The 16,699-nt window shown below is 66.7% G+C and carries 13 protein-coding genes; 8 read left to right on the forward strand and 5 right to left on the reverse strand.

Annotated features, from left to right (window positions below):
• Window positions 1-14: 14 nt before the first annotated feature.
• The 4 genes from F0U60_RS05045 to F0U60_RS05060 all read right to left on the reverse strand — a co-directional run bounded on the left by F0U60_RS05045 (window position 15) and on the right by F0U60_RS05060 (window position 4,628).
• Window positions 15-1,184, reverse strand: a complete 1,170-nt coding sequence (locus F0U60_RS05045; RefSeq protein WP_395814693.1) for a serine hydrolase domain-containing protein — start codon at window positions 1,182-1,184, stop codon at window positions 15-17.
• A gap of 25 nt (window positions 1,185-1,209) precedes the next feature.
• Complete coding sequence (locus F0U60_RS05050) at window positions 1,210-2,799, reverse strand: serine/threonine protein kinase (protein ID WP_395814696.1); 1,590 nt, start codon at window positions 2,797-2,799, stop codon at window positions 1,210-1,212.
• A gap of 93 nt (window positions 2,800-2,892) precedes the next feature.
• Window positions 2,893-3,639, reverse strand: coding sequence for an ABC transporter permease (locus F0U60_RS05055; protein WP_395814698.1), 747 nt, complete (start codon window positions 3,637-3,639; stop codon window positions 2,893-2,895).
• Between the two features lie 44 nt (window positions 3,640-3,683).
• Entirely contained in the window at window positions 3,684-4,628 is a 945-nt protein-coding gene (locus tag F0U60_RS05060; RefSeq protein WP_395814701.1) for an ABC transporter ATP-binding protein, read from the reverse strand.
• 361 nt (window positions 4,629-4,989) lie between these two features.
• On the opposite strand from F0U60_RS05060, the gene F0U60_RS05065 reads away from it, so the two are divergent.
• The 5 genes from F0U60_RS05065 to F0U60_RS05085 all read left to right on the forward strand — a co-directional run bounded on the left by F0U60_RS05065 (window position 4,990) and on the right by F0U60_RS05085 (window position 11,076).
• Window positions 4,990-6,123 (forward strand): AAA family ATPase, encoded by a 1,134-nt coding sequence (locus tag F0U60_RS05065; RefSeq protein WP_395814703.1) that lies wholly within the window; start codon window positions 4,990-4,992, stop codon window positions 6,121-6,123.
• Window positions 6,124-6,981: 858 nt separating this feature from the next.
• A complete protein-coding gene (ettA, locus tag F0U60_RS05070; protein WP_395814707.1) occupies window positions 6,982-8,661 on the forward strand; it encodes an energy-dependent translational throttle protein EttA in 1,680 nt (559 codons plus the stop codon).
• A gap of 160 nt (window positions 8,662-8,821) precedes the next feature.
• Window positions 8,822-9,754 carry a hypothetical protein gene (locus F0U60_RS05075; protein WP_395814710.1) on the forward strand — a complete coding sequence of 311 codons (933 nt, stop codon included), beginning with the start codon at window positions 8,822-8,824 and terminating at the stop codon, window positions 9,752-9,754.
• Window positions 9,736-10,242 (forward strand): hypothetical protein, encoded by a 507-nt coding sequence (locus F0U60_RS05080; RefSeq protein ID WP_395804454.1) that lies wholly within the window; start codon window positions 9,736-9,738, stop codon window positions 10,240-10,242. Before F0U60_RS05075 ends, F0U60_RS05080 begins: the two co-directional genes overlap by 19 nt.
• Window positions 10,243-10,350: 108 nt before the next feature.
• Window positions 10,351-11,076, forward strand: a complete 726-nt coding sequence (locus F0U60_RS05085) for a dienelactone hydrolase family protein (RefSeq protein WP_395814713.1) — start codon at window positions 10,351-10,353, stop codon at window positions 11,074-11,076.
• A 310-nt stretch (window positions 11,077-11,386) separates the two neighbouring features.
• Here the strand turns inward: F0U60_RS05085 and F0U60_RS05090 are convergent, their stop codons facing one another.
• Window positions 11,387-12,445, reverse strand: coding sequence for an SDR family oxidoreductase (locus F0U60_RS05090; RefSeq protein WP_395814716.1), 1,059 nt, complete (start codon window positions 12,443-12,445; stop codon window positions 11,387-11,389).
• Between the two features lie 94 nt (window positions 12,446-12,539).
• Between F0U60_RS05090 and F0U60_RS05095 the strand changes: the two genes are divergently transcribed.
• The 3 genes from F0U60_RS05095 (at window position 12,540) to F0U60_RS05105 (ending at window position 16,681) form a co-directional block, all read left to right on the forward strand.
• Window positions 12,540-13,445, forward strand: coding sequence for a LysR family transcriptional regulator (locus F0U60_RS05095; RefSeq protein ID WP_395814719.1), 906 nt, complete (start codon window positions 12,540-12,542; stop codon window positions 13,443-13,445).
• Between the two features lie 120 nt (window positions 13,446-13,565).
• Complete coding sequence (locus F0U60_RS05100) at window positions 13,566-14,324, forward strand: SDR family NAD(P)-dependent oxidoreductase (RefSeq protein WP_395814722.1); 759 nt, start codon at window positions 13,566-13,568, stop codon at window positions 14,322-14,324.
• A 29-nt stretch (window positions 14,325-14,353) separates the two neighbouring features.
• Window positions 14,354-16,681 (forward strand): class I SAM-dependent methyltransferase, encoded by a 2,328-nt coding sequence (locus F0U60_RS05105; protein ID WP_395814726.1) that lies wholly within the window; start codon window positions 14,354-14,356, stop codon window positions 16,679-16,681.
• Window positions 16,682-16,699 lie beyond the last annotated feature (18 nt).

Consider the following 16,699-nt stretch of genomic DNA (forward strand, 5'->3'; position numbering starts at 1 on the left):
GAGTACACCTGTGCTCACCGCGCGTTGGGCATTGTCTCGAAGGGCCACGCGCGCGTCTCGACAGGTGCATGTCGTCCGTCCGCCGAGGCAGGTGGGAGCCACAAGTCCGCGAGCCGTTGCGCGAGCCTCCACGGCTCTCCGCCAGCGCGATTCGTCAGGACGATGACCGTGATCCGCTGCTCCGGGTACTTCACAATGGCGTTGGTGAAGCCACACGTCTCGCCATGGTGCGAGAGGCGCACCCGGCCCTCATCCTCGTCGATGAACCACCCGAACCCATAACGTGCGGACGAGCCATCTGGCAGCACCGCGGGGGTCCACGCGAGCTTCTGGGTGTCCGCACCCACGAGCGTGTTCGCGTCCAGCGCCGCATCCCACGCGACCAGCTCCGCCACGGACGCGTAGATGCCACCATCTCCCAGCACGGCGCTGGTGGGGCTCTGGTCGCGCGGGCGGAAGCCCTGAGCCTCGGCCACATAGCCGTAGGCCCGCCGTGGCACCGTGGAGATGCCCGCCTCATACGCGACCGCCGAGTTCATGCCGATCGGAGCGAAGACGCGCTCGCGCAGAAACCTCGCGAAGGGCATCCCTCCGACGTGCTCCACGATGAGGGCAAGCACTGCGTACCCGGAGTTGCTGTAGCGCACCGCGCTCCCGGGCGGGAAGTGCGTGCGGTCCGAGCGCGCGAGGAGCTCGAGGACGTCGCGATCCTTCACCTGCACGGTCTGGTGCTTGGGGACGAAGGCCTCGTAGTCCCAGATGCCCGACGTGTGGTGGAGCAGGTGTCGGATGCGGACCTCGCGCAGGTACGCGGGGAAGCCGGGGAGCACGTCGACCACGCGATCGTCGTAACGGAGCTTGCCCTCCTCGACCAGGCGCATGACGGCCGTGGCTGTGAACTGCTTGGTGAGCGAGGCGAGGCGGTACTGGCTCTCCGGCGTTGCGCGGGTGCGCGAGTCGAGCTCCGCCAGTCCGTAGGCTCGGCTGAGCACGACGTGTCCCTCGTGGATCACGACGACGCTGGCGCCGGGGACCTCCGGGTTGTCATAGGCGGAGAAGAGCGCGTCCACGGCCGGGTGCTTTCGGGTGCTCCACGTCGCCGACGTACACCCCGTGAGCAGGGCGAGGGTGGCGAAGAGGGCGGCGGTCGCGAGGGGGCGGTGAGGAAGGAAGGGCCACGGCATGACGGCGAGGATACGCCGTGGGAGCTCAGCGGCCCTTCTTGATGTCGAGCAGCGGGCCCGTGCGGCGTGGCGGCTTCTGGGTCGTGGGCTTCGGCGTGAGCTTCACCGAGACCTCGGGCGCATTGCCGGCGGACACCCGTTGCGACACCGGCTCGTAGCCATCCAGCTTCAGCGCCAGCGTCACAGGAGGCGCATCCGGAGCGAGGGGCAGGTCCATGGGCGTCTCACCGAAATGCTTCCCATCCACGACCACCAGCGCGCCCGCCGGCTCCGAGAGCACCTTCAACTTCACGGGCTGAGGCTCCGGACGCTCGGGCTTGGGCGGCTCGGCCTGTGCCTGCTGCTGCGGGCCCTGCTGGGGGACGGTTACCGGCGGGTTGTCGGTCGGGTGCTGGCGCAGGTAGATGATGGCGCCCCCCGCGGCGACCAGCAGCGCGCCCACGGAGGCCACCACCGGCACCCAGGGGATGCGCCGCCGCGACACGGTGACCGCCGGCAGGAGCGTCTGCGTATGGCGCGTCTTCACCTCCTCCAGCGGCTTCGGAGGCGGGACGACCAGCGTTCCCTCGAGCGCGGCGGCCGGGGGCTCAAGCTTCTGCGACTGCGAGCGCACGCTGCTGCGCGACGGGTTGGACTTCGCGTCCAGGTCCGCGTCCTCGGGCAGCTGATCCAGGTTGGCCGGATCTGCCTCGCGAGCGATGCGCTCCGCGTACGCCTCTCGCAGCCAGGCGGACAGGTGCGCGTTGCTGGCCGGGAGCTGGTGCTGGAGGATGTAGTCCTCGATGGCCAGCCGGAAGGCGCTGCAGTCCGGGTAGCGGCCCTCGGGCGTGGGCGCCAGCGCCCTGAGTACCAGCGCGTCCACCCCCGGTGGCAGCTTCGGGTTGAGCTGCGAAGGCAGCGGCACCTGGCAGTCGCGCACCAGCCGCAGCGTCATCAAATCCGACTCGCCCTTGAAGAGGCGACGGCCTGTCAGCAGCTCCCACAGCACCACACCCAGGGAGAACAGATCGCTGCGCGGGTCCACCGGGAGGCCATTGGCCTGCTCCGGCGACATGTACGGGTACTTCCCCTTGAGTACCCCGGTGGCCGTGTACGACACACTCCCCGCCGCCTTGGCCACTCCGAAGTCGATGACCTTCACGCCTCCGTCGAAGCCCACCAGGATGTTCTGCGGCGACACGTCTCGGTGCACCAGCTGCAGCGGCCGGCCCTGCTGATCCCTCGCCTGGTGCGCGTAGTGCAACCCCGCCGCCGCCTCAGCGATGATGCGCAGCCCCAGCCCCTCCGGCAGCGATTTGCCTTCCGTGCGCGCGAACTTCTCCAGCCGTCGCACGTCATCGCCCTGCACGTACTCCATGGCCAGGCAGTGCCGGCCGTTGATCTCCGTGAGGTCCAGGATGGTGATGAGGTTGGGGTGCGCCAGCCGCGCCACCAGCCGGGCCTCATCGAGGAACATCGTGAGGAACTCTTCGTCCTCGGCCAGGTGTGGCAGGATTAGTTTGAGGACAACAAGTCGCTCAAAACCCGCGCCCCGCTCGAGCGCAAGGAACACCTGGCCCATCCCGCCGGAGGCAATCTTGCGTAACAACAGGTACTTGCCAAAGGGGACGGCCATGATGCGTCACAATACCCCGGCTTCCAAGAATCCGCGAATGTCCTGTCCCCTACATCCCTTGCTGGGCAGGCAGGCAAGCAGGGGGACGCACACTCAGGCTTTCAGTTTGTAGCCAGAACGCAACGCGGCCCACGCCACGATGGTTGCAACCAGTGCTAACGCCACCAGGATACTAGAGCCCAACAGTGGCGGGAAGCCGCTACGGCCCAGCATTCCGTATCTCAGTCCTTCCACCATGTACACCATGGGGTTGAAGAGACTGATGTGATTCCACGGCGAGGGCAGCTCACGCACTGAGTAGAAAATGCCGCCCAGGAAGGTGAGCGGCAGCATGACGAAGGTGGGGAAGAAGTTGATCTGCTCGAACTTCTCGGCCCACACCGCCGCCAGGATTCCCAGCACGCTGAAGGTGTACGAGGACAGCAGCAGGAAGAGGAGCGTGACGGGCGCGTGCTCCAGGCGGAAGCCGGTGAAGAGGGTGGCTACCCCCCAGGTGAGCAAGCCCACCATGAGCCCGCGCACCATGGCCCCACCGATGAAGCCGGCCATCAGCTCCAGGGGCCCCAGCGGCACCACCAGCAGGTCCACGATGGTGCCCTGCATCTTGTTGATGAACAGCGAGGAGCTGCTGTTGAGGAAGGCGTTGTTGGCCAGGCCCAGGAAGACGAGGCCCGGGACAATGAACTCCAGATAGGACACGCCCTCCACCTGATGGACGCGGCCGGACAGGGAGTAGCCGAAGACGAGGAAGTAGAGCGAGGTGCTGATGAGCGGTGAGAGGACCGTCTGGCCCGGCACGCGCATGAAGCGCCGGACCTCCTTCACCAGCAGGGTCTTCATCCCAAGGGTGTTCATGGTGGGTGTCGGGGGAGGGAGTGGGACGCTCAGGCTGCGGGCGTGGCGGCGGGCTTGCCGCGCAGGATGTCGATGAGGATGTCTTCCAGGCGCGAGTGTCGCGTCTCCACGTCACTCACCGGGAGGCCTTGGGTGTAGAGGGTGCGCAGGATGTCGCCTGCGGGAGCGCAGCCCTCGCGCTCGGGATAGGTGAGGGTGCGGCCGTCCGCGGACAGCGTGGCGCCGGCCTTGCGCACGAACTCGGGCAGCGTGCTCACCGGCTCGGTGAAGGCGACGATGAGGCGCTTTTCGCCCAGCCGTCGCAGCAGGGCCTTCTTCTCCTCCACCAGCAGCAGCTTGCCCTCGTTGATGACGCCCACGCGGTCAGCCAGCTCCTCGGCCTCTTCCAGGTAGTGCGTGGTGAGGACGATGGTGGTGCCCTCCGCGGCCAGCTTGCGCACGTAGTTCCACAAGTCGCGCCGCAGCTCCACGTCCACGCCCGCGGTGGGCTCGTCCAGGAAGACGAGCCGCGGCTTGTGCACCAGCGCCTTGGCGATGAGCAGCCGGCGCTTCATTCCGCCCGACAAGGCCCGGGTGATGGAGTCCGCCTTGTTCTGCAGGTTGAGCGCGGTGAGCACCTCCATCACCCGCGCCTCGTCCCGGCGCTGCCCGTAGTAGCCCTGCTGGATGTAGAGCGACTCGGCCACCGTGAAGAAGGGATCGAAGTTGATCTCCTGCGGCACCAGCCCCACCTCGTAGCGCGGGCGCACCGGGTCCACGTCCAGGTCGTGCCCGAAGACGAGGATCTTCCCGCTCGTCTTCTTCACCAGCCCGCACACCGAGCCGATCAGCGTCGTCTTGCCGGCGCCGTTGGGGCCGAGCAGGGCGAAGATCTCCCCGGGACGGATGCTGAGGTTGACGTCGGAGAGGGCCGTGAGCTTGCCGCCGTAGGACTTCGTGAGACCCTGCAGCTCGAGCGCGGGGGGGGAGGACATAGTGGGGAGGCCTTTACCACCACCACGGCTCCCGAAAAGGCCCGAGAGCATTCCAATGGAGCTGGAATGCTGGGGGTGAAGCCAGCGCACTCGCAGTCTCGCCTCGGCACTTTCCTTGATGACCAGCTGCTGGCATCCGCGCGGGAAGGGGAACTGTCCCGGCGAAGCCGCTCCACGCCTAGCTGCTGCGCGGCGGCCCCGTTGTGTGGCTGAGCGGTCGTCCCTTCAGTACGGACAGGCAATCGAGCGCCTTGCGCCAGCCATGGGTCCTTAGTATCCGGCTTGAGCTACACGACACCCAGGTGGCACGAGCCCTCGCGATACGCTGTTCATGGCGATGGGTGAGCGGAGGAGTCCTTGCATGCGGTTCACCCGTATCCGGCTCAAGAACTGGCGGAACTTCGTGGACGTGGACGTCGACTTGCAGGAGCGCATGTTCCTCGTCGGGCCGAACGCCTCGGGTAAGTCGAATTTTCTCGATGCCTTCCGCTTCTTGCGCGACATTGCCGAGTCTCAAGGCGGCTTCCAGCGGGCCGTTTCGGAGCGGCAGGGGGTATCGCGAATCCGCTCACTTGCCGCGCGTGTCGACCCCAACGTCCTCATTGAGGTCGACATGCTCTCGGCAGAGGGGGAGTCGTGGTCCTATCTGTTGGAATTCAACCAGGACACACAGCGACGACCCATTGTCCGCAGGGAAATTGTCCGGCGAGGGGATGAGGTCGTGCTCGAGAGACCGGACAAGGAGGATCGTTCGGATCGGAGTCGCCTGACCCAGACCCACCTGGAGCAGGTGAATGCCAATAAACGTTTCCGCGCGCTCGCGGAGTTCTTTTCGCAGATACGTTACTTGCACATCGTTCCGCAATTGGTGCGAGAGCCGGAGCGCTCCGTAGGGCACAAGCGCGATCCTTACGGAGGGGATTTCCTCGAGCAGCTTGCGACGACACCGCAGAAGACACTGGATTCCCGTCTCCGGCGTATCAAAGACGCTCTTAAAGTGGCGGTCCCTCAGCTCGAGGATTTGAAGATGGAGCGGGACCAGAAGGGGGTACCCCACTTGAAGGGGCTCTACAGGCATTGGAGACCCAATGCAGGTTGGCAGACGGAGGACCAATTCTCCGACGGGACGCTGCGTCTGCTGGGACTGTTGTGGGCGATGCTGGATGGGTCCGGACCGCTGTTGCTTGAAGAGCCTGAACTGTCGCTCCATGTCTCTGTAGCTCGCTATCTGCCGCGCATCATGGCCCGTATCAACCGTAAGCAGGGTCGTCAGATGCTCGTGAGTACTCACTCGGCAGATCTGCTGATGGATCCGGGGATCGGAATGAACGAAGTCTTGTTGCTCTTCCCGATGAAGGAGGGGACGAAGATACGGGAGGCGAGGAAGGTAAAGGAAATTCGCCCTCTCCTCGAAGGTGGACTGCCTATGGGTGAGGTGGTTCTGCCTCACACGGCTCCACGCGATGCTGACCAGCTTGCCCTTTTTGGGGAGTGAGAATGCGGGCGAAGATCGTCACGGTGGCGGTGGAGGGGGATCATGATGCCGTTGTGGCTCGGCGCCTGCTGGAATCCGTGGGTCTCGGAATGGGGGCGGTCTATGGGGCACGAGGGAAAGGTGCCTTGGACAAGGCCCTGCCTGGCTACAATCATGCCGCCAAACATGGGCCATGGCTCATTCTGCGGGATCTGGACCATGACGCTCCCTGCGCTCCAAAGTTGGTGGAGCGGCTCATTCCAGAGCCTGCCGCACAAATGTGCATGAGGGTGGTCGTACGTTCAATAGAGTCGTGGCTGATGGCGGACCGAGACGGAATGAGCCGCTTCCTTCAGGTGACTCCTTCACGCGTTCCGGCTGAGCCGGAGACATTGCCCCACCCAAAGCAATTCTTAATCGAACTCGCGAAGCATTCCCGGTCGCGTGCTATCCGGCAAGACATGGTTCCTGCGCTGGGTTCAGGAGCTCATGTGGGTCCAGGTTACACGGGCCGCATCATCGAATTCGCCGGTACTCAGTGGCAACCCCTACTGGCAGCGAAGCGGAGCGAGAGTTTGGAGCGGTGCATGCGGGCACTGCAGCGGTGGAGTTGAGGGAGCGCGGTTCCTCTTTGGGCGGGATGGGGAGGCGGGGATGCGGAGTCCGCCTGGGGAGCAGGGGAGCGGCAGGGCTCCGAGGAAATGTGCGCAGGGGGGTGGACGTGGCGTAGGACACGCACTGTTCTCTGCCGGAAGAGGCGGAAGCCCGGAACACCTGTGTCCGGGAAGCGCGAGCGAGCAGCCGAGCGCCTTGAGCCGGCTTGCGCTCCTTGGTATCCGCCTGCGTCCACGTCACCGAGTCGGAGGCAGAAAGAGCACGATGGCCCAGAACTTCATCTTCACCATGCAGGACCTGCGCAAGGTCAAGGGAGGCAAGGAGATCCTCAAGGGCATCTACCTGTCCTTCTTCCCGGGCGCGAAGATTGGCGTCATCGGCCCGAACGGGTCGGGTAAGTCGACGCTGCTGCGCATCATGGCGGGCGTGGACACCGAGTTCTTCGGCGTGGCCAAGCCGGACCCGGGCGCGCGCGTGGGCTACCTGGCACAGGAGCCGCAGCTTGATTCCTCGCTGGACGTGAGGGGCAACGTGGAGCTGGGCCTCAAGCCCATCCGCACGCTGCTGGACCGCTTCAATGAGGTGAGCGCGAAGTTCGCCGAGCCCATGGATGACGCGGCCATGGAGAAGCTGCTGGCCGAGCAGGGCAAGCTGCAGGACGCCATCGACGCGTGCAACGGCTGGGAGCTGGACCGGACCCTGGAGATGGCGATGGACGCGCTGCGCCTGCCGCCGGGGGACGCGGATGTGACGAAGCTGTCGGGCGGTGAGAAGCGCCGCGTGGCGCTGTGCCGGATCCTCCTGGAGAAGCCGGACCTGCTGCTGCTCGACGAGCCCACCAACCACCTGGACGCCGAGAGCGTGGCGTGGCTGGAGCAGGCGCTCAAGGAGTACAAGGGCACCATCGTCTGCATCACCCACGACCGCTACTTCCTGGACAACGCGGCGGAGTGGATTCTGGAGCTGGACCGCGGCGAGGGGGTGCCCTGGAAGGGCAACTACTCGAGCTGGCTGGAGCAGAAGCAGAAGCGGCTGGAGTTGGAGGAGAAGGCGGAGAGCGCGCGGCAGAAGACGCTCAAGCGCGAGCTGGAGTGGGTGCGCGCGTCGCCGAAGGCGCGCCAGGCCAAGAGCAAGGCCCGCATCACGGCGTACGAGGAGCTGCTCAACCAGACGCAGGAGAAGCGAGACCCGACGGGCGAGGTGACGATTCCGCCTGGGCCTCAGCTCCGGGGGCTGGTGGTGGAGGCCAAGGGCCTGCGCAAGGCGTACGGGGAGCGGCTGCTCATCGACGACCTGAACTTCAAGCTGCCGCCGGGTGGCATCGTGGGAGTGATTGGCCCCAACGGTGCAGGTAAGACGACGCTGTTCCGGATGCTGACGGGCCAGGAGAAGCCGGACGCGGGCGAGCTGCGCATTGGCGAGTCGGTGAAGATGGCGTACGTGGACCAGAGCCGTGACGCGCTGGATGGCGAGAAGACCGTCTTCCAGGAGGTGAGCGACGGACTGGACTACATCGACCTGGGCCGAGCGGGGCAGATGCCGAGCCGCGCCTACCTGGCGGGCTTCGCGTTCAAGGGACAGGACCAGCAGAAGCGGGTGAAGGACCTGTCGGGAGGCGAGCGCAACCGGGTGCACCTGGCGAAGATGCTGCGCAGCGGCGGCAACCTGCTGCTGCTGGACGAGCCGACGAACGACCTGGACGTGGAGACGCTGCGGAGCCTGGAGGAGGCGCTGCTGAACTTCGCGGGGTGCGCGGTGGTGATCAGCCACGATCGCTGGTTCCTGGATCGCATCGCGACGCACATCCTGGCGTTCGAGGGAGACAGCCGAGCGTTCTTCTTCGAGGGCAACTTCCAGGACTACGAGGCGGACAAGAAGAAGCGGCTGGGCCCCGAGGCCTTGGAGCCGCACCGCATCCGCTACCGTCCGCTCACGAAGAGCTGAGGCGGAGCAGTGACGCAGTAGCAGTGAAGCGGTAAACCCGAGAACCCCTCCCTCTCCCTCCGGGCTGAAGAATGCACACGCAGAGGGAGAGAGGGAGCAAGGGGTGGGCAAGCAGGAAGGCGCATGACTTGAGCGGTAGGGTCCGATAGGGAGGCAGCCCATGGACGCTGCCGCATTGTATCTGACGTACGAGGTTCTCTATCCGGCCGGGAGTTTCGGTCCCCAGGACGAGGTGTGGCTGAGGGACAGGCTGCTGCACACCCTTCACCTGATGGAGGGGCAGCCTGGGGTCACCCTCAATCGATTGGGCACCAGCCGGGCGGAGCGAATGGGGGCCTACCGGATGGTGGAGAATGAAGACGTCAGCTTCCAGAGGCTGCTGGAGCCGGCGGCCCAGACAGTGGGCAAGGCGGTGGCACAAGGGCTGGCGGGAGAAGTGGCGCTGTGCGTGCACGACCGGACCGAGGTGGAACTCAGTCACCTGTCCATGAGCGGGGTAGGACAGGTGGGCAACCCCGTCTGTCAGGGCTTCTTCGTGCAGACGGCGTTGGTGGTGCAGACGGACGGCGCCGCCTTTGGAGTGCTGGGAGCGTGCACCTGGGAGCGCCCGGCCGCGCAAAGGGGCAAGGCCAAGAGCAGAAAGCAGCGGCCCTTCGAGCAGAAGGAGAGCGTCTTGTGGTGGCGGGCCCTGGTGGAGGCCGAAGAGCGCGTGGGAGAGCCAGGGCGGCTGCTGCACATCATCGACGCCGAAGGAGACATTTTCGAGTTGCTCTCCCGCGCGACCGGCGAGGGCTTTCAGCTGCTGGTGCGCGCCGGCCAGGACAGGCGAGTGGAGGGGGAAGGGGGGAAGCTGTGGGCCACCCTGGAAGGGTTACCCGTGGTGGGCAGCCGGCCGTTGCACGTGTCGGCCCAGCCAGCCCGGGCCGACAGGGTGGCGCGCACGGCACGCGACGCCACGCTGTCGCTGCGCTATGCCCCCCTCACGCTGCTGCCCCCCGGGCGCCAGGGTGGGCAGCCGGTGCGGGTGTGGGCGTACTGGTGCGCGAAGAGGCGCCGCCACAGGGACAGAAAGCCGTGGAGTGGCTGCTGCTGAGCAACGCGCCCATTGAAAGTGAGGAGGCGGCCTGGGGCGCAGTGACGGCCTACCAGAAGAGGTGGGGCATTGAGGAATTGCACAAGGCCCTGAAGACGGGCTGCCGACTGGAGGGGCGTCAGCACGAGGCACGCGAGCACCTGGAGAACCTGCTCGCCCTCACCCTGCTGACCTCCGTCAAGTTGCTGCGCCTGCGCACCCTGAGCCGTACCCTCCCGGATGAGCCCGCCGACGCAGTGCTGGCTCCGGCCGAGGTGCAAGTGCTCCAAGCCATGGCACCCCAACTCTCTCCACGCATGCCCTTGCAAGGGGCGCTGACGCTTCGTCAGGCCCTGCTGCTCATCGCCGCCCTGGGCGGTTACATGGCCAACCCGCAGAAGCGCCCTCCGGGCTGGCTCGTCCTCTGGCGCGGCTACGAACGGCTGCGCGACTACGTCGCGGGCTTCTCCCTTGCCCAGTTCCTTTCCGCCGCCCCCCCGCCTGCCTAGCGTGTGCAATCCTCAGCCCAGAGGGAGAGGGTCGGGGTGAGGGTAAAGGAAGTCCCTGGTTCACCAGGTGCACCCAGTTGCACTGCCGCCAGTGATAGACAGTGCGGCATGTCAGAACTGCGCACCGAGTACCTCGACTACACCGAGGCGGACTCCGTCTTCGAAGCCTACGTTGCCTCCCCTGCGGACACGACTGGCCCGCGTCCGTGCGTCCTCGTCGCTCACGAGTGGAGCGGCTTGAACGGGGCCATGCGTGCCATGACAGAGAAGGTAGCGAGGCTCGGCTATGTCGGCTTCGCCCTCGATGTCTACGGCAAGGGCATACGCGGGTCCGAGACCGGGGACAACTCAGGGCTGATGGGCCCGCTGATGGCGGACCGGGCGCTGTTGCGCCGGCGCCTGTTGGCGGGGCTCGCCGCGGCCCGGAGACACCCTGCGGTCGACACCGGCCGCATCGCAGCCATTGGCTATTGCTTCGGTGGGCTCTGCGTCCTGGATCTGGCACGAGCCGCGCCGCCGGACCTTCGTGGCGTCGTGAGCTTCCACGGCGTGTTCCAGCCGCCGAACCTTGGGGCGCAGGGGCCCATCTCCGCCAGGGTGCTGCTGCTCCACGGCTGGGACGATCCGCTGGCACCTCCGGCCGATGTGATGGCGGTGACGCGCGAGCTGACCGAGGCGAGGGCGCCCTGGGAGCTCCACGCCTACGGACACGCTCAGCACGCCTTCACCTTCAAGGGGGCGAACATGCCCGAGCGCGGCATCGTCCATCACCCTGAAGCCGACCGGCGCTCCTGGACCGCGATGCGGACTTTCCTGGAAGAGGTTCTGGCCTAGCCGTGTCGTCCGCATGAGCCATCCATGTAAAGTTTTGCATGGATGGTTTATTCTCAGAGGTAAAGACTTTCTCTTCCTCCGCGAATCCACGCTGAGCACGGATGAGCGATATGCAATAATGGACTGAGCGTTCTATATCCGGGAGCAACTGCGGCGGCTGCTCTTTGCCTTCCGACCTCTGCATCAACAATAGCTGTTTCGGCCCGGAAGAGCCGTGAGCACCCGGGGATGATGGGTAGAACGGCAGAGGGTGCCGTTCGTCGAGCCCGCGGCCAGCGCTTTGATGGGGGCGCTGGCCGCGAGGCTCGGTTTAGGGAATGACCTTGCGTCGGCGGAAGTCCGCGAAGATGTCCAGGAACATCGCCTCGGTGTCGACGTACTCGTGGAAGCCGAACCGACGCGCTTTGGAGCCATCGGCGAACATGTCGTAGTCCCAGGAGAAGACGAAGTCGCCGAAGCGCCAGGAGGACACGTCCTTGTAGGCGTGCCGTTCGAGCCCATGCTTCTCGAGCATGGCATTCCAGAGCGGCTCCTTGTCAGCCATGACGACGTCGAGCGACATGGGCAGGGGTGGCGCCACCTCGAGGTCAAAGAAGCGGGCGATCTTCGGCCACATCTCGCTCCAGCGGAAGAGGTCGCCGTTGTTGATATTGAAGGCCTGGTTGGCGCAGCGCTCGTGAGTCGCGGCCCAGACGGTTGCCCGCGCCAGGAGCCCCGCGTCTGTCATTTCGAGCAGCGAGTGGTATGCGCCCGGCTTGCCCGGGAAGCGCAAGGGCAGCCCGAGCTCCTTCGACATCGCGGCGTAGACGGCGATCACCATGGCCAGGTTCATCGGGTTGCCGAGCGCGAAGCCGCACACCACGGATGGGCGGATCGCCGACCAGCTCCAGTCCTTGCCCTTCTGCCGCTTCTCAAGGAAGAGCTGCTGGTCCACGTTGAACTCGGGCGGCATGTGGTGGGCATCGGTTTCGCGGGCTGGCGTCTTGAACGGGCCCAGATGTGCGCCGTAGACCTTGTAGCCCTGCATCAGGCTGACATGTCGCAAGCCGGGCGCAATCGGCTCGATGGCGTCGACGACGTTGACGAGCATGGCGAGGTTGGGCGGCACGAGCTCGGCCCAGGTCGGCCGATCCTGGTACGCGGCGTAGAAGAGGTGCGTCACTCGGGTGAGACCGCCCAGCTTCTCGCGGCAGTCGTTGCGATCGAGCAGGTCGACCGCCACGTGCCGGATGCGGCCCGCTGACGCTCCGCCTCGCCGCGACAGGCCGATGATGTCCCAGTCGCCGAGCGTCGCGAGGTGCTCCATGAGGTTGCGGCCGATGACCCCCTGGGCTCCGACGACGAGGGCGACCTTGTTCTGCGTGCTCATGACTTCCTCCCGTGGATGGCGCCCCTGATATGGTCGACACGGCACCCGTGCTGTAGACCGCAGCACGGAACAGGACTTGTGAGTTGAGCTCACGATGGCTCGTTTGGACGTCAACCGCTTCGGCGAGATGGAAGTCTTCGTGCGGGTGGTCGAGCTGGGCGGCTTCTCGGCCGCGGCCCGGGCGTACCGCATGACGCCCTCGGCGGTGAGCAAGCTCGTTGCCCGCCTCGAGCAGCGCTTGGGGGCTCGGCTCGTCAATCGCTCGACCCGTGCTCTCCGGCTCACACCGGAAGGCTGCACCTTCTACGAGCGGAGCGTTCGTCTCCTCGCGGAACTCGAGGAGGCTGAGCGGGGAGTGGCGACGAGTGAGGTCCCGGGGGGGCGGTTACGCGTCAACGCCAACGTGCCCTTCGGCAGGCACTTCCTCCTGCCGCTCGTCCCGGAGTTCCTGGCCCGATATCCGGCGATCTCCCTGGACATCGTCCTGACCGACCAGGTGATTGACCTGCTCGATGAGCGCACGGACGTGGCGATCCGCGCCGGGCCGCTGAAGGACTCGCGGCTCATCGCGCGCAAGCTCGGCGAGACGCGGATGGTCATCGTTGGAGCGCCGGCCTATTTCCAGCGCTTCGCGATGCCCAAGACACCTGGTGAACTGGAGTCACACAATCGGCTGGGGTTTGGGTATGCGCGCGCCGTCGAGGGCTGGCCGCTGATGGAGCGCGGTGCCCAGGTGACCGTTGCACCCGTCGGCAACGCTCGAGTGAGCGACGGTGAGGCGCTGCGTCACCTCGCGCTGGCAGGTCTCGGCCTTGCTCGGCTGGCTGCCTTCCAAGTGAAGGACGACATCGCGGCGGGCCGACTCCTGCCCGTGCTGGAGGACTGCAACCCAGGGGACACCGAGCCGGTGCACGCCGTCTTCCTTGGCCAGGGCGGGCACCTGCCGGCTCGCGTGCGTGTGTTTCTCGACCATCTGGCCGACAGGGTGCGTTTCACCTGACGTCACCCTTGTGACGGACGCTGGGATTCCGCCCGGGTTGCCATGTTGTCAGTGGAGTGAAACCCGCGCTAGCCTCGATGACCACCACGCCTTTTTCGAGCGTGGCGTTCCGGAGTCTTCATGCGCTTCGCGGGAAAGTCAGCGGTCATCACGGGTGGGAGTGAGGGAATCGGGTTTGCGATTGCGGCCGGGCTCGTCGAGGAAGGCGCGCGGGTGGTGCTGGTGGCCCGGCGAGAGGACAAGCTCGCGGAGGCCGTGAGCAAGCTGGGGCCCCACGCCTCGTACGTGGTGGGAGATGTCTCGCAATCGGAGACGGCCGAGCGCGCCGTGGAAGCGGCGGTGAGCCGCCACGGAGGGTTGGATCTGCTCGTGAACAACGCGGGGCTCCTTCGCTCCGGGATGATTGGGGCCGTCTCCCTGGAGGACGTGGACGCGATGTTCTCCGTGAATGTGCGGGGGACGGTGGCGTTCACCAACGCGGCGGTGAAGGCGCTGAGCGGGCGCCAGGGCGCGGCCATCCTGATGATCTCGTCGTCGGCGGGGCGCCGCACCGTGCCGTACCTCTCCCTCTACGGAGCGATGAAGGCGGCGTTGCAGCACCTGGTCCAGACGTGGGCCATCGAGCTCGCCGATCGCGGGATTCGCGTCAACTGCCTGAGCCCCGGCGCCACGAGGACTCCCGCCTTCACCACCGCGGAGAAGATGATGCCGACGCTCGAGCAGGACACGCTCAGGAATAGCCTTATCAAGCGTGTGGCCACCCCCGAGGAGATCGCGCGGCATGCCCTGACGCTGCTCGACGAGAAGACGGGCGGCTTCGTGACGGGCGCCATCTGGGACGTGGATGGAGGACACCAGCTCCACTGCTTTCTTGACTGAGCGCCGCGAAACCTTCTGGAGTGGGTTTCGTGAAGGATTATCGCTCGGAAGGCGAACGCTATTGGGCTGAGCACTGGGGCCCGCAGCAGGGGCTCGAGGAGGCTCAAGCCGTCGCCGAGCAGGTTTTGACGGCCTGTGGGCTGGGCTCCGTGCTGGATGTGGGCTGCGGCCTGGGCCTGCTCGTTCGTACCCTGCTGGGGCAGGGGGTGGATGCCCGGGGGGTGGACATTTCCCCGCGGGCCGTTGCGGAGGCCAACCGCTTCGCGTCGGAACGCTTTGGGGAGGGCTCTCTGCTGGCGTTGCCCTTTCCCGACGAGTCCTTCGACACCGTCACGGCGACCGGGAGTCTGGAGTTCCTGGCGGAGGAGGACGTCCCCGCCGCCCTCGCCGAGCTCTACCGGGTGAGCCGGCACCATGCCTATGTGCGCGTCCACTCCGGCGACGGAGCCGCTTGGGCAAGCACCCGGCGGGAGCGGGCCTGGTGGGAGGAGCGCTTCTTCGAGGCCGGCTTCCGCAAGCATCCCGCCTTCGACGAGCTGGTGCCCTACGAGTCGTTGGAGCGAGAGGGCCCCGTCCTCACCCTGTTGCTGGAGAAGGTTCCCGCGGCGGCGCTGGCCACCTGGCCGCTGGCGGCGCTCGGGTCTCCGCGCGAGGACCCGTTGCGCGAGAGTGGGCGGCGCTCTGAGGCGCACGTGGCTCGCTACGCGCTGGCCAGCCGCTACGTCCGTGATGGAGATGTCGTCCTCGATGTCGCGTGCGGTAGGGGCGCTGGTTCGCACCTGCTGCGGTGCCGCACCGGGGCGAGCCGCGTCGTGGGCCTCACGCCCTCGGACGACGCCACCGCCTACGCACGTGCCTGCTTCGCGCACGATGCCGGCCGTCTTTCCTTCGAGCCACGTGGCGGGGAGTCGCTGGCGTCCCTGTCAGAAGGCTCCGTGGATCTGGTCGTCGCCTTCGAGGCGCTTGAGCACGTGCCCCACCCCGAGCGCTTCCTGTCCGAGGTGCGCCGCGTGCTGCGTCCCGGGGGCCGCGTGGTGGTGGGCGTGCCCGATGCCTACTCCCGGGAGCGGCTCAAGAGCGAGCTTCAGACGCACTTCCACCTCGAGGCGGCCTGGCGGCAGGTGACGGGTCTCGGTGGGAAGTCGGGCCACTCACCCCGGCGCCTGAGCCAGGTGCCGGTTGAGCCTTCCAGCGCGCTCGACGCGGAGGCGTGGGTGCTGGTGGCGATGGTCGACCCCAATGAAGGCCGCGGGGTTCCTTTCTCAGAGGTGTATTACCCGTACTCGTCGCCTCCGGAGAACCTGCTCGCCTTTGGGCGTGACTACGACAACCCGTGGTTGGTGCGAGGCCTGGTGGAGTACCCCACGCGCGCCGCGAGCCCGCAGGTGCTGCGCCGCTTCGCGGACACCTGCCTTGCACAGGCCCGTGTCGGCTCACCGGACCAGAGTGCGGCCCTGGCGGTGCTCGGCTACCAGGTGCTCGGAGATCCGCAGGCGCCGGAAGCGCAGGTGCGAGCCTTCATCGCCGACCTCCGCCGCAACCTGTCCCCGGATGCCCGGAATCCGCACGAGCTGCGCTGGCGCATCTCGCTCTCCTTCCTGCTCGCCTGCCTGCTGCGCAAGGTGGGTGAGCTGCGCGCAGCACGCGACACCTTCGAAGCGTGCGCCACCCTGGACTGGCGGCCCTTCAGCCCCACGATTGGAACCAAGACAGTGGAGGCCTGGTTCCACGCGGGGCTGCTGTCGTGGGCGCTGGGAGAGCCCGCGGCGGCACGTGAGGCCTGGCGGCGCGGTGTGGCCGAGGCGGAGAAACTCCTCGGGGTGGATTGGAAGGAGTACGTGGGCCGGCCTGAGCAGCCGCTGCGCTTCCCCTTGCGCGTCGCGGTGGAGTTCCTGGATGCCGCCACCCGTTGCACCCAGGCGCTTGCTGCCACCTACGAGGCGAGCACGCACTCCCCCTCGCTGCTGTGGAAGCAGGTGCGCGAGTGCTGGAAGTGGATGCTCGACACCCGGTGGCGCGCCATGGGCCAGATGGAGAGGATGATCCGCGAGCGGGACGAGACCATCGCGGCCCAGGCTCGGCTTATCGAGGAGCGCTGGGCCGGCATGCAGCAGATGGAGGGGATGATCCGCGAGCGGGACGAGACCATCGCGGCCCAGGCTCGGCTCATCGAGGAGCGCGGGGCCAGCATGCAGAGGATGGAGGGTATCCTCCGCGAGCGGGACGAGACCATCGCGGCCCAGGCCCGGCTCATCGAAGAGCGCGGGGCCTTGCTGCGGCGGGTGCGCACGCGCCTGGTCCACTACCTGCCCAGGCGCGTGCGCGCATGGCTGGATCGCTGGCTCGCGGAGCGTTGAGAAGGCCGGTGGCGCGAC

Origin of the sequence: Archangium minus, assembly GCF_044360475.1 — a bacterium.
GTDB classification, from domain to species: Bacteria; Myxococcota; Myxococcia; order Myxococcales; family Myxococcaceae; genus Archangium; species Archangium minus.